We start from the raw sequence: 12,021 nt of genomic DNA, 5'->3' as shown, positions 1-12,021 counted from the left end.
GAAGGGTCCCTTCACGGACTCTGAGTCCGTGAAGGGACCCTTCACAGCATTTGTCCGTGGCCGGTCAGGAGGTTCGGCTGGGGCGTCCGTTCTCCAGGTGACCGGCGAAACGTCGGTGCCAGGCAGGGTGGCCGACCAGTGCCAGCGTCACGTCGTACCAGCCGTGCGAACCGGTGAGCGCGTCGAAGGTCACTCGGTGCGTTCCCCTTGGGGCTACTACGAAACCCGGGCGTCCCCGTACCGTGATAGTTGCCGGGCGCGGTGAGGTGTTGGTCACTGTCAGCGCGAAAACCGGGTGCGAGGGGGCCCCGTACACCGCGGCGGCCACGTCGACGCCGGCTGTCGACGTGTCTCCGGAAGCCTCGACGAGGAAGCCGTTCGGACCGTGTACGGCAACGTCGTACCCCGACGAGTACGGAATCTTCCCGGCGACAGAGGCGCGCGGCCCGACGTCGAAGCGCTGCGAAGCACCGTCGGCGTGGTACGCGTACGCAGAAACCTGCAACGCAGCCGCGCCCTGGTTCGAGGCATGCAGATCGAGCGCCTTCGCACCGACAGTCACGTACGCGGTCGGCTGATACGGCAGGGCGCGCGCCTGCGCCGTACCCGGTTCCTGCGCCGGCATAGCCTGCTGTCCGACAGGTGGCGTCGTCGGCTTCGGCAGCTTCGACTGCGTACGATCGGCTTCAGCCCGCAACGCGTTCGCGTCGGGCAGCTTCGGGATCGACCGGTCACGGCGCGAGAAGTCGAAGCAGCTCGTCAGGTCGCCGCAGATGGCGCGCCGCCACGCGGAGATGTTCGGCTCCTTCACCCCGGTCCAGACCTCCAGGAACCGCAGCACCGACGTGTGGTCGAAGACCTGCGAATTCACCCAGCCACCGCGGCTCCACGGCGAAATCACCGTCATCGGCACGCGCGGACCGAGGCCGATCGGAGTGAGCGGGCCGGTGCTTGTGCCGGGGCCATTCGGCTGATTCACCGGCACCAGCTCGCCGGGGGTGCCGGGCGCGGCAGCAGGCGGGACGAGGTGATCGAAGAACCCGTCGTTCTCGTCGTAGTTGATCAATACGACCGTGGATTCCCACAGTTTCGGGTTGTCCCACAACGCTTTCAGCACCCGCTGGGTATACGCCGCCCCGTCCACCGGACGGGCCGCCGGATGCTCGCAGTAGGCGTACGGCGCCACCACCCAGGACACCGCCGGCAGCTTGTCCGCCTTGCAGTCCGCGATGAACTGCTGCAGCACGTGGTCGACGTCCTTGCCCTTGCCCGAGTCCGGCTTCCACTGCGCCCGCAGGCTGGCCCGTTCGGCGAGCTGCCGCCTTTTCGGGTCGGACGACCCCAGCGCGTCGTGGTACGCCTGGAACAGCCACAGCGGATTGTCGCCGTAGTCGCCGAGATACCCGTTCGCGCCGTCGCCGATCTCGTCGTTCGCGTAGACCTGCCAGGAGATCCCGGCGGCCTGCAGTCGTTCCGGGTAGGTCGTCCACCGATAGACCGGCTTGTAGTCGGCCGGGTTCCAGGTGGCCGGCCCGCCGAGGCGGCCGTCCGGATCGATGGTGCCGGTCAGGTGGTAGAGCCGGTTGGGGGTGGTCGGCCCCTGGATCGAGCAGAAGTAGTTGTCACACAACGTGAACGCACTGGCCAGCGCCCGGTGGAACGGCAGGTCCTCGTGGTTGAAATAACTCATCGTCATCTCACCCTTGGCCGCGATCCACGCGTTGTACGTGCCGTTCGCCCAAGCCTGGTGAGTGGTGGCCCAGTCGTGCGGGAGTTCGCCGAGGTCCTGGCCGTCGACCAGCGCAGTGTCCACGTGGAACGGCAGCATGTGCCCACCATCGGTGCGCTTGGCGTCGGGCTGGTGGTACACGTCGGCACCACCAGGCAGGCGCAGCCGGGCACGATCGCCGTACCCGCGTACGCCGGCCATGGTGCCGTAGTAGTGGTCGAACGACCGATTCTCCTGCATCAGCACGACGACGTGTTCGACGTCGTCGAGGCTGCCCCGCCGTCGCGAGCCGGTCGCCGCCTCGGCCAGCGCACCGCCGAGCCCTGCGCCCACCGCGCCCACCGCACCGGCCGCCGCCGCGCTGCCGAGCATCGCGCGCCGGCTCAGCCGTCCTTCTGCCTGCCCCATCCGCCTACCTCCCATCGCTGTGCACCGCAGCCTTGCCGACGCCGGAAACGATCACAAGGTGACGGATGTGAACCCCGACCGAACACCGGAACAATTCGGCAACGGCCTTGCTCAATGAGCGGACCTCCAGCCCGGAACCGCCCTCCCCGCCGACATGGCGGGCTCGGCTGGGTCGGCCACCGGTCAGGTCATCCGACCTGATATTCAGGACACTCGACCTATCCCTGTCCGGCGCGTGTGACCGCGGTTACTTGCGCGTCAAGAGCACGTCAGCGCCCTCGGCCGGAACATCAAAGGGCTGTTGGCGGGTGAGGCGCGCGGGGCGGCGGCGCAGTCAGCTGGGGAAGTCCACCCCCGACCGCATCGCACGGAGGTAACCGTGACGCTCAGCGAACTGCTCCCCAGCCTCGGCTGTGAGGCCGCCGACCAGCTCGAACCGGGGCTCTGGCCACAGCGCACCCAGCTCGGCGAAGGTGGCGAGCTGCTTTTCGCCGGTGCTCCGGTCAGCCATCTGGCCGCGCGGTTCGGCACACCCGCGTACCTCATCGACGAAGCACAGGTGCGCGACGCGGCACGCGCTTACCGTCATGCACTTCCGGAGGCCGAAGTCGCCTTCGCGAGCAAGTCGCTCTGTACGCGCGCTGTGCTGCGCTGGATTGCCGAAGAAGGTCTCTCACTCGACACCTGCTCCGCGGGTGAGATCGCCGTGGCGCGCGCAGTCGGTTTTCCTGCGGAGCGCATTCTGCTGCACGGCAACGCGAAGACACCCGAAGACGTCAAAGCGGCCCTGGAGTACGGCGTCGGCCGGATTGTGCTCGACTCACTCGACGAAATCGAACAGCTTGGTTCCGTCGCGCACAACGCACAACGTGTGCTTATCCGCGTGACGCCCGGCGTCAGCGGCGAAACCCACGAAGCGATCACCACGGGTACCGAAGGTCAGAAGTTCGGCTTTTCTCTGCGAAGCGACGTACGCGACAACGTCGACCGCGCTGTGGCCGCGGTGCTTGCGCAACCAAGCCTGCGTCTCGTGGGGATGCACTGTCACATCGGCTCGCAAGTGTCCCGTGTGGACCGATACGAGGAAGCTGCTCGACGGATGATCGAAGTGCTCGTACACGTCCGTGAGACCCACGGGGTTACGCTGGGCGAACTTGACCTCGGCGGCGGTCACGCAGTGCCGTACGTCAACAGCGACGCCTCTTTTGATCTCGACGGGTACGCCCAACGGCTTCGCGTCGCACTCGCGTACGAATGCTCGTCGCACGACTTCCCCTTGCCACGCTTAACGATCGAGCCTGGCCGTGCAATCGTCGGCGCAGCTGGAATTACGGTCTATCGCGTGTGCGCGGTAAAACGCGGCACGCGCACCTTCGTCGCTGTCGACGGCGGCATGAGCGACAACGCACGGCCCTCGCTGTACGGCGCCCAGTACACCGCAAGGCTCGTCGGACGACGTACAAAGGCCGCGCGTACACCGATGACAATCGTCGGCCGACACTGCGAGTCCGGCGATGTACTGGCAGCTGGCATCCGTCTCCCCGACGACATTCACGCCGGTGACCTGATCGCCGTACCGTGCACTGGTGCGTACCACCACGCACTCGCGTCCAACTACAACCTCGTCGGCCGCCCGCCCCTCGTCAGCGTCCGCGAGGGCAACGCGACGCTCCTCGTACCCCGCGAAACCGAGGAAGACTTGCTACGCCGCTGCTAAGCGGACTCGATCACCTCGCCATGGCGCGCGACCGAGCCTCGCCGCAGCCGGCGGCCCGCGAAGAAGTCCCGGCAGGCACGCTGTACGGCGAACATCAGCGGTATCCCGACGAGGATCGACACCACGCCGATCACCGCCACCCCACCGATGCCGAAGAACGTGGTCTCCCCTGCGTCCGGCTTCGCGTACTCGATGACGGCGAACACCAGTACCGCCAGGAAGAACACCCCACCGAGAAACGGCAGCAACCCGCGTAGGAAGAAGTTGCGCACACTGGTGAACAGAGTCCGCCGGAACACCCATGCACACGCGAGAGCCGTCATCGTGTACTCGATGGCGATAGTGAGACCGACTGCGTCGACAGAGTCCAACAGGATGTTCCTGCTCAACGCCGCCAGCAGCACGTACAGCCCGAGCGAGACAAGCCCGAACGCCCAGGTCGACACCCACGGCGTCTGGTACTTCGGGTGTACGCGAGCGAACACCTTCGGCAGCGCACCGTGGCTCGCCATCGACAGCGTGGTGCGCGCAGCAGGCATGATCGTCGCCTGGCTCGTGGCAGCGCCGCTCGTAAGCACCGAGATGATGAGCAGCACGCCCATGACCTTGCCGGAACCGGACGTACCGAAGACTGCACCGCCAAGACCCGCAAGCACGTCTTCGGCGTTCGCTTCGTTGCCGAGGCCGATGCCCTCCTCACCAACCCCTGCGAAAGCCAGCGCCGCCACCGTCACCAAGAGGTAGTTGAGCACCAGCAGCACCGTCGAGAGGACCGCGGCCCGGCCCGGTGCATGCCGCGGGTCGGCCGATTCCTCGTTCACTGAAAGCGAACTCTCCCAGCCCCAGTAGATGAAGACTGCCAGCAGGACAGCCGACACAGCGGTGCCGAAGCCGACGTCGCTGGGCCACAGCCAGCTCCACTGCGGGACGCTGGCCTGCGGTCCGGCGCTGCCCTCGTACACGCGCGTCAGGGCGACAATGGAGAAGATCACCAGCACGATCAGCTCGATGCTGAGCAGGATCCACTGCGTACGCGCGGACACCTCGATGCCGCGATAACACAGCCAGCACAGCAGGAGCAACCAACCGCACCCGATCGCCGTAGTCACCGCACGGTTGTCGGCAAGATCGGACAGCCCGAACAGCAACAGCGTGTACTTGCCGGTCAGCGCTGACTGGCTGCTCATCACCAGCAGCTGGGCCACCGTCACCACCCAGCCGGTCAGCCAGCCCGCGCGGCTGCCGAACGCGCGCGTGGCCCAGGTGAAATTCGTGCCACAGTCGGGTTCGGCGGCATTGAGCTCCCGGAACGCGAGCGCGACGAACAGCACCGGGATGAACGCGAACAGGATGAATGCGGCCGCCTTGAACCCGGTCCCGGCGAGCACGACGAATCCGAGCGTCGCGGCGATGGAGTAGGCCGGGGCGGTCGAGGACATCCCGATGACGGTGGACGAGACCATGCCCAGCGCGTGGGACCGCAGTCCCTTGGCCGGCACCGGGAGTACTGCGGCTTCGGTCATTACCCGGTTCTCCTCGGACGTGGGGGCTTTCCAGGGCCGCCAGACGGTACCCGTTCCCCTGCCGCTACGGCACCCGTTGTGCCCCGCCGCACATCCGCCGCCTCGCCGGGCGAATTCGGAAAAGGCCTCCTGTTCGAAGGCCATGGCGGATACGCTGCGCGCTGTGATCATCACATGCCGAAACACAGGGAGGGACGGCATGGGTAACGTAACTGCCGAGGAGCCTCGCGTACCGAGAGCGCTGGACAACACCGACCGAAGGCTGATCGCCCTGCTCCAGGACGACGGCCGCGCTTCGTTCACCACGCTGGCGAAGTCCGTGGGCCTGTCCGAGGGCGCCGTCCGCCAGCGCGTGCAACGCCTGATGCGCGACGACATGGTGCGCATCGTCGCGGTGACCGCCCCGGAACGCCTCGACCGGACCCGCCAGGCCATGGTCGGCATCACCATCGACGGCGACCCGCGCGAGACCGCCCGGCAACTCGCGAAGATCCCGCACGTGCACCAGGTGGCCCTCTGCTCGGGCCGCTTCGACCTGCTCGCCGAACTCCTCTGCCGCGACGACGACCACCTGCTGGCCGTGCTGGCCGACGAGATCCGCACGGTGCCGGGAGTCGCTTCGACGGAGTTGTTCGTGTACTTGGGACTGGCCAAGCAGGATTTCGTGCGGGGGAAGCTGATGGTGTGAACCGGGGGCGGGTGGGCCACGATCGGCTTGGGTCGTGGCCGCCGCCCTGCCCGTGTCCGGAGTACGTCCTGAGCAAAGGATGGTGGAAGAAATGAAGCCCCACCACGCCGATGTGACGCGGGACGGGAAATTCTGGCTGATTCGAGTTCGTGAAGCCGGGCCGGTCCACCCAGGCTCTTCGGTACAAGGACGTCGCAGTGATGACGAGCGACCTCACCGAGATCATCGAAGAGCTACGCAGCGACGAAGGCATCTACGTCTGCGAAATGATCACCGCCCGCGCCGTCGTCGAACGACACCCCGCCAGGGTTCCGGCAAAGTCGGTGTAGAGGTCCGTGAAGGGTCCCTTCACGGACTCTGAGTCTGTGAAGGGACCCTTCACAGACCCGAAACCGGTCCGGCGCACCCTACGAGGTGGTCGCACACACCTCCGCATCGCCCACTGCCGGGTCCCCGACCAACTTTGCCGACACCCTGCGACACCCCGTCACCATGCACATGATGACCTTCGCCGCCCACGAAAAGCCCAGGTCCATGCAACGGCCGAAGCCGTCCGCATCATCGTCGGCGAAGGACTCGCCGACCACATCGACTCGAACTTCGGATACCCAAAGTCAACACAACGACAATTAAGGATGCGGACCAATCGTGACGATCGTGAGCTGACCATCGTCAGGACCGTAGATCCACCACATGCGCCACGCTGAGGGCGTCCTGTTGTCCACATAGGACTCCCACAGCGTGACGCCACCTGGCCCAGGCACCGATTGATACTCGTGCGACTGCAGGCCGGGATGTCTCGGACCAGTCTGCTCCAGCAGGCGAAGAGCCTTTCGCACCTTCTTCAGCTTTGTCGCATACTGCTGCTTCGCCCCAAGATCCAGGATGACCTTCTCGGCCTCACGGGTGTAAAGCAGCACGAACGGTGGAGCGCTCACGCGTCGTCGTCATCCTCGTCATCGTCTGCGGTTACCCAGTCCAAGGGACGCGCGTTGCCTTCAGCAGCGTCGGCGAGACCGCGGAACAGCGAGGCCCGCAACTCGTCGTTTTCCCAGACGAGCAGCTCGCGCTTGGGAATGCTGGCCAGGGGGACGAGCAGGATGGCGCCATCAGCGTTCATTGACACGGCGTAACGGTCGTTCTTGCGCGCGCCGGCCTTGCCGACCGCAACCCTGGCGCGCTCGTCAGCGGTCACCTCGGCAACTGGGCTGAAACCCTCCAAGGTCGTCATGTCGCCTCCCTTCAGTCAAACCATGTAGCTACAGAGTATGAGCAAGTGGGCAAGTGGGCAATACCCACCCCGCCCGGGTGCACGAGCCTCGCGTCACCAGCGACAATGGAGGACGTGACCGCCACCCTGCCCAAGCCCGCCCTGAAGATCGGCCCCTACCAGGTCGATCCCCCAGTCGTGCTCGCTCCGATGGCCGGGATCACCAACGTCGCCTTCCGGCAGCTGTGCGCCGAGTACGGTGCAGGCATCTACGTGTGCGAAATGATCACCGCCCGCGCCGTCGTCGAACGGCACCCGGGCACCATGCACATGATGACCTTCGGCGAGCACGAAAAACCCAGGTCCATGCAGCTCTACGGGGTCGACCCCAAGACCATGGCCGAAGCCGTCCGCATCATCGCCGGCGAAGGACTCGCCGACCACATCGACTCGAACTTCGGCTGTCCGGTCGCGAAGGTGACGCGCAAGGGCGGTGGCGCGGCGTTGCCGTTCAAGCGGCGGCTGTTCGCGGACATCGTGCGTGAATCGGCGAAGGCGGCGGGCGAGGCGGGCGTCCCGTTCACGGTGAAGTTCCGGGTCGGTATCGACGACGAGCACCCGACGTTCCTCGACGCCGGGCGGATCGCCGAGGCCGAGGGCGCCGCCGCCGTCAGCCTGCACGCGCGTACTGCCGCGCAGCGCTACTCGGGCCAGGCCGACTGGACCAAGATCGCCGCCCTCAAGGAGGCCGTGACCAGCATTCCGGTGCTCGGCAACGGCGACATCTTCACCGCCGACGACGCCCTGCGCATGGTCGCCGAAACCGGTTGCGACGGCGTGGTCGTCGGCCGCGGCTGCCTCGGCCGCCCGTGGCTGTTCGGCGAACTCGAAGCCGCCTTCCAAGGACGCGAAATCCCGACCCCGCCGAACCTCGGCGAGGTCGCCCGCGTACTCCGTCGCCACACCGAGCTTCTTGTCGAGCACGACGGCCACGACAAAGCCATGCGCGACATCCGTAAGCACATGGCCTGGTACCTGATGGGTTTCCCCGTCGGCTCCGAGCTGCGGCGCGGATTCGCCATGGTGTCGAGCCTCGATCGGCTGGACGAACTCATCGCCCAGCTCGACCATGACGCCCCCTTCCCCGAGGCGGCGACCGGGCCGCGCGGGCGACAGGGTTCGCCGGGCAAGGTGACCCTGCCGCACGGCTGGCTCGACGACCCCGACGACGACTGCGTTCCCGAAGCCGAAGACATGCACTCCGGCGGCTGAACCCACTCGCAAACCGACCTAGCCCGCCGACATTGCGCAAGCACGGTCGGCATCGTGCGGGTAGTGCAGGAGCAACAGTGACAGCGGTCAAGTGCGCGGGTGCTCCTCACTCCTCGCTGGACTTCCGAATACGTTCCGAATAGAGTGGGTGTATGGCCATCGCAGCTGACCTCCCTGCACGGACGCGGCGCTCCTCGGACCTGAGCAAGCACTCGGCCGACGTCTTCGCCGAGGCCGAGGACCACCCCGTCACGGTGACACGCCGCGACGGCGAGGCACTTGTGCTCATGTCGCAGCGCGAGGCCGATGGTCGCGCCCGGCTGCTGGATTTCGCCGCACAGCTCATCACCGTCACCCTCGATGACCGTGGCTCGCTCGCCGAGCGCATGTCCAAGGCTTTCCCCTGGATGCTCGCGCTGTCGCCCGCGGACCGGGAGTCCTGCGCGCAGGATCTCGTCGACGCGGCGCGCGCCTCGTTCTCCACCGACCAGCCACACCTCGCGATCGCCGAGCTGACGTCCTGGAAGGAGACGGCCACGGCGGTCGCTGCGGGGCTTGGCGGCGCTGACGTCGAGTGGCTCGAAGACGATGCCGCCGAGACCGTGGAGCGACCCTGATCGTGGCGGCCGCGAAGAAGGGCGAGCTGGTCCCTCGTCCTCTGAAGAAGATCGAGTACGAGATCCGCTTTGCCACCGCCGACGCGCGGAAGGGGTGGAGGGACCTCGTCGCCACCATCCGCAACGCCATGACCGAGACGTGGGACTTCCTGACCCTCATTTCCCTGTCCACGACGCCGAAGACATGCACTCGGGTGGGTGAAGCAGCCACTTGCGAGTGGTTGTCCCCAAGCGTCTGGCCTGGGCAGAGGCTGAGCTGTCCCCAGCTTGACGGAAGTTATCCACAGGCCTTGTGGGAAACCTGGCCGGGCAGGTAGCCGGTGGGAATCGACCCTGCCGGGTGTCCGCCTGTGCAGGAAGGATCGCGGCTCTCAAGGGGGATGGATCAGGCGATGAACTCCCGGGCGGTGTGGGACAGCAGGCGGAGACAACCCAGTGCACCCGGGTTGAGCAGCAGGTCTGTGCCGTTGTACTGACCGAGGAGGGCAACGAGGTCGGCCGGCGAGGTCATCTGCCAGTCCGCGGCACGCACCCGGCGGCGATGGGCGAAGGCCGTGGTCACGAGCAGACACGGAATGTTGTCCGGTGACGGGGCGACGAGCGGTTCCCCGGCATTGTCCAGCGCGAGGGCGAACGTTGTTTCGCGGAACACCGACGCGAGCTGGTCGAAGTCGGCCTCGCCGCGGGTGATCAGGCGGAGGACCGCGTCGAGTGGGTCGGTCGGGGAGTCCGGGCCGGCCGGCTCGTAGGACGGGTTCGCCTTGAAGTGGCCGACCGACCCGTCCTCGCGGGCGAGCCAGCCGCCGACCACTGCCTCGGGGGGTGGGGCCGCCACCTCGGCACCGTCGACCGTCGAAGAAGGCTGCCAGGCGGGGTCGACGAGCAGCAACCACTGGTCATCGGCCATGGTGAGCTCCGTTTCGGGCCGGGACCGGCGGGGTGCTGCTCGCCGAGCGCCGACAGGCATCAAGCGCCGGGGTACCCGTGAGCCGGGCACCTGGCAACAGGGCGCCGGGCAACAGGGCACCTGGCAGCGGGGTGGCGGAGAGCCGAGACCCGGGAAACCGAGCGCTGGATCGCCGGGGGTGGACAGGCGAAGAGGTCACTGATTCGGCTCGTCGGGGGTGGCTGGTCCGCCGGAGGCGGGCGTCTCGCCGGAGGCGGGCGCGGGGGTCGGGCCGGGGTCTGGTTTCCCGCCGGGAACGGGGGCTTCGCTCGACACCGAGATCCCGCCGGTGGCGGATACCCCGCTCGGAGCGGGAGCCGCGGGTGCGCCGGAGTCGGTGCCAGCCGAATCGGGCTCGGCGGCGCCATCCCCAGCAGCATCCGCGGCAACCTCACCGGCGTCACGATCATCGGCTCCGGCATCGTCACCGTCATCGGGTCCGGTGCCATCCCACGGGATGATCTTCAGGCCGGTCGCATCCTGGTGGTTCTGGTAAAGCTCGGCCACCTCCTCGTCGTCCATCATCAGGGTTTCGCGCATGAAGTCGCCGGTGAGGCGGACCGAGGCCGGGCCGCCCGGGTTGAACAGGACGTCCACGCCGTCGGCCAGGAGCACGACCAGCTCGTCCAGGTCGATGCGGCGCCAGTCGGGCGAGTTGATGCGCCTGCGGTGCTGTTCGCCGGTGGCCACCACGACACACGGGATGTCGTCGGGGGACTTGGTGACCAGCGGGCGGCCATCCCCGTTCATCGCGATGTCGAACAGGGAATCACGCAGCATCAGCTGAATGTGCTCGGCTTCGGCACGGCCCTGCAGGACCAGGCGCAGCACCGCGTCCACCGGGTCCGACGGCGAGTTCTCGTCGGCCGGCAGGTACTCCGGGTTCGCCCGGAACTTGCCGAGTTTCCCTTCCTCCACCGGCCACAGGCCGACGATGGCCTCGATCGGCGGCGCCTCGTTCTCGGACGAGGGGCTCCACTCCGGATCCATCAGCAGGAACCAGTTCTCCATGGGTCCGGCGTTCTCAGTCGTTTCAGTCATGATGTCCATGATGGTGCCTTACTCTTTCAGTCGCTTTGCCGCGGAGTCATCGGGGCAGGAAACGCGCCCAGTGTCACGGCCAGGCCGGCGGCGCGGACCCGTCCGGCCAGTGTCCCGGCCAATCCGGCGGCCAGCTCCCGTGCCGTGGCCGCCGGCGTGTCCGAAAGCGATAGCTGCCACAGCCGCACCGCGACCTGGTCCACTACCAGGTCGAAGGCGTCCTGCTGCCGCGATCGGCCGTCCCCGGCCGCGGGCACGGCCAGGAACTCGCTCACCAGCTCACCGGCCTCGCTCCGCAAACGCTCCACGGTGCCGTCGGTGAGCCTCTCCGCTTCCCGGAACTTCCGCCAGTTCACCGGCAGCAACGCGAGCATCCGGTGCACCGGCAGGTCATCCTCGGCCGGCACGTTCTCGGCCGGCTCCGGCTTGATCCGCGCGTCGTCGTTGTCGAACCTGCTGACGTACTTGTCGCTGTAGTCCGCGATGACCAGCCCGTGCGGGTTGATCTCCGGGTCGAAAGCGTTCTCGAACGCCACCAAGGCGGCGATCCGCAGCCGCCGCACGCTGCCGCCGGGCACCGGGACCCGGACCTCGAAATTGACGAACCGCGCGTTGACGGCGGATTGGTCGATCTCCAGCCGGCTGTCGTCCGAACGCCGCAACCGCACCGGGAGTTCGGTGGGGTCGGTCAACGCGGTGTTGGCGAACGCGCTGGAGCTGGCCGCGCCTTCGGCAGCCATCGTGAAGAACGGCCGCGGCTTGTTCTTGGCCGTCGCCTTCTTTCCGTCGTCGTCCTCGGCCGGGTAAAGATCCATCGCGTAACCCGGGAATTCCGGATGCCGCTCCGCCCATTCCTTCTCGGCCGCTTCG

12 protein-coding genes and 1 pseudogene (1 of these 13 cut by a window edge) are annotated in these 12,021 nt (G+C 67.2%); 6 read left to right on the top strand and 7 right to left on the bottom strand.

Features of this window, described 5'->3' with window-relative positions; genetic code table 11:
* Nucleotides 1-64: 64 nt before the first annotated feature.
* Nucleotides 65-2,137 carry a phosphocholine-specific phospholipase C gene (locus D5S19_RS12785; protein WP_120023572.1) on the bottom strand — a complete coding sequence of 691 codons (2,073 nt, stop codon included), beginning with the start codon at nt 2,135-2,137 and terminating at the stop codon, nt 65-67.
* A 379-nt stretch (nt 2,138-2,516) separates the two neighbouring features.
* On the opposite strand from D5S19_RS12785, the gene lysA reads away from it, so the two are divergent.
* Entirely contained in the window at nt 2,517-3,854 is a 1,338-nt protein-coding gene (gene lysA, locus D5S19_RS12780) for a diaminopimelate decarboxylase (protein WP_120023571.1), read from the top strand.
* Here the strand turns inward: lysA and D5S19_RS12775 are convergent.
* Nucleotides 3,851-5,377: an APC family permease gene (locus D5S19_RS12775; protein WP_120023570.1), complete on the bottom strand. Its 1,527-nt coding sequence runs from the start codon at nt 5,375-5,377 to the stop codon at nt 3,851-3,853. The genes lysA and D5S19_RS12775 overlap by 4 nt on opposite strands.
* Before the next feature lie 199 nt (nt 5,378-5,576).
* Here D5S19_RS12775 and D5S19_RS12770 point away from each other — a divergent pair, with 199 nt between their 5' ends.
* From D5S19_RS12770 to D5S19_RS33085, 3 genes and pseudogenes are all read left to right on the top strand, one after another.
* A complete protein-coding gene (locus D5S19_RS12770; protein ID WP_120023569.1) occupies nt 5,577-6,065 on the top strand; it encodes an Lrp/AsnC family transcriptional regulator in 489 nt (162 codons plus the stop codon).
* 200 nt (nt 6,066-6,265) lie between these two features.
* A complete protein-coding gene (locus D5S19_RS33560; RefSeq protein WP_267901105.1) occupies nt 6,266-6,394 on the top strand; it encodes a hypothetical protein in 129 nt (42 codons plus the stop codon).
* Between the two features lie 148 nt (nt 6,395-6,542).
* Nucleotides 6,543-6,676, top strand: a pseudogene (locus tag D5S19_RS33085) (tRNA dihydrouridine synthase DusB); the annotation flags it as partial.
* Between the two features lie 18 nt (nt 6,677-6,694).
* Here the strand turns inward: D5S19_RS33085 and D5S19_RS12755 are convergent.
* Together D5S19_RS12755 and D5S19_RS12750 are read right to left on the bottom strand one after the other, a co-directional pair.
* On the bottom strand, nt 6,695-7,003 hold the full coding sequence (locus D5S19_RS12755; protein WP_120023567.1) for a hypothetical protein: 309 nt from the start codon (nt 7,001-7,003) through the stop codon (nt 6,695-6,697).
* Nucleotides 7,000-7,296, bottom strand: coding sequence for a hypothetical protein (locus D5S19_RS12750; protein WP_120023566.1), 297 nt, complete (start codon nt 7,294-7,296; stop codon nt 7,000-7,002). The genes D5S19_RS12755 and D5S19_RS12750 overlap by 4 nt, the downstream gene beginning before the upstream one ends.
* Before the next feature lie 105 nt (nt 7,297-7,401).
* Here D5S19_RS12750 and dusB point away from each other — a divergent pair, with 105 nt between their 5' ends.
* The gene (dusB, locus tag D5S19_RS12745) at nt 7,402-8,547 is read left to right on the top strand and encodes a tRNA dihydrouridine synthase DusB (RefSeq protein WP_120023565.1); all 1,146 of its coding nucleotides are present in this window, start codon (nt 7,402-7,404) and stop codon (nt 8,545-8,547) included.
* 152 nt (nt 8,548-8,699) lie between these two features.
* Nucleotides 8,700-9,164, top strand: a complete 465-nt coding sequence (locus tag D5S19_RS12740; RefSeq protein WP_120023564.1) for a prevent-host-death protein — start codon at nt 8,700-8,702, stop codon at nt 9,162-9,164.
* A gap of 385 nt (nt 9,165-9,549) precedes the next feature.
* On the opposite strand, the gene D5S19_RS12730 is transcribed toward D5S19_RS12740, so the two are convergent.
* From D5S19_RS12730 to D5S19_RS12720, 3 genes are all read right to left on the bottom strand, one after another.
* Nucleotides 9,550-10,071 carry a type VII secretion system-associated protein gene (locus D5S19_RS12730; protein WP_120023562.1) on the bottom strand — a complete coding sequence of 174 codons (522 nt, stop codon included), beginning with the start codon at nt 10,069-10,071 and terminating at the stop codon, nt 9,550-9,552.
* Nucleotides 10,072-10,266: 195 nt separating this feature from the next.
* Nucleotides 10,267-11,151, bottom strand: a complete 885-nt coding sequence (locus D5S19_RS12725) for a type VII secretion system-associated protein (RefSeq protein WP_325050263.1) — start codon at nt 11,149-11,151, stop codon at nt 10,267-10,269.
* 26 nt (nt 11,152-11,177) lie between these two features.
* A protein-coding gene (locus tag D5S19_RS12720; protein WP_147397378.1) for a scabin-related ADP-ribosyltransferase crosses the window boundary here: on the bottom strand, nt 11,178-12,021 show its end. The gene runs 76,379 nt beyond the window's last position; only the last 844 of its 77,223 coding nucleotides appear in the window; the start codon falls outside the window, past its right edge; its stop codon occupies nt 11,178-11,180.

The organism is Amycolatopsis panacis, from assembly GCF_003600245.1.
Taxonomy (GTDB): Bacteria; Actinomycetota; Actinomycetes; order Mycobacteriales; family Pseudonocardiaceae; genus Amycolatopsis; species Amycolatopsis sulphurea.
Note: the sequence above shows the minus strand (reverse complement) of the source record. Positions and strands in the feature narration are given on the sequence as shown.

Bases quoted from the DNA above. Each gene is read 5' to 3' on its own strand.
- D5S19_RS12785 (WP_120023572.1), bottom strand. From the start codon at position 2,137: ATGGGGCAGGCAGAAGGACGGCTGAGCCGGCGCGCGATGCTCGGCAGC.
- D5S19_RS12775 (WP_120023570.1), bottom strand. From the start codon at position 5,377: ATGACCGAAGCCGCAGTACTCCCGGTGCCGGCCAAGGGACTGCGGTCC.
- D5S19_RS12770 (WP_120023569.1), top strand. From the start codon at position 5,577: ATGGGTAACGTAACTGCCGAGGAGCCTCGCGTACCGAGAGCGCTGGAC.
- D5S19_RS33560 (WP_267901105.1), top strand. From the start codon at position 6,266: ATGACGAGCGACCTCACCGAGATCATCGAAGAGCTACGCAGCGACGAA.
- D5S19_RS12750 (WP_120023566.1), bottom strand. From the start codon at position 7,296: ATGACGACCTTGGAGGGTTTCAGCCCAGTTGCCGAGGTGACCGCTGAC.
- dusB (WP_120023565.1), top strand. From the start codon at position 7,402: ATGGAGGACGTGACCGCCACCCTGCCCAAGCCCGCCCTGAAGATCGGC.
- D5S19_RS12740 (WP_120023564.1), top strand. From the start codon at position 8,700: ATGGCCATCGCAGCTGACCTCCCTGCACGGACGCGGCGCTCCTCGGAC.
- D5S19_RS12730 (WP_120023562.1), bottom strand. From the start codon at position 10,071: ATGGCCGATGACCAGTGGTTGCTGCTCGTCGACCCCGCCTGGCAGCCT.
- D5S19_RS12725 (WP_325050263.1), bottom strand. From the start codon at position 11,151: ATGACTGAAACGACTGAGAACGCCGGACCCATGGAGAACTGGTTCCTG.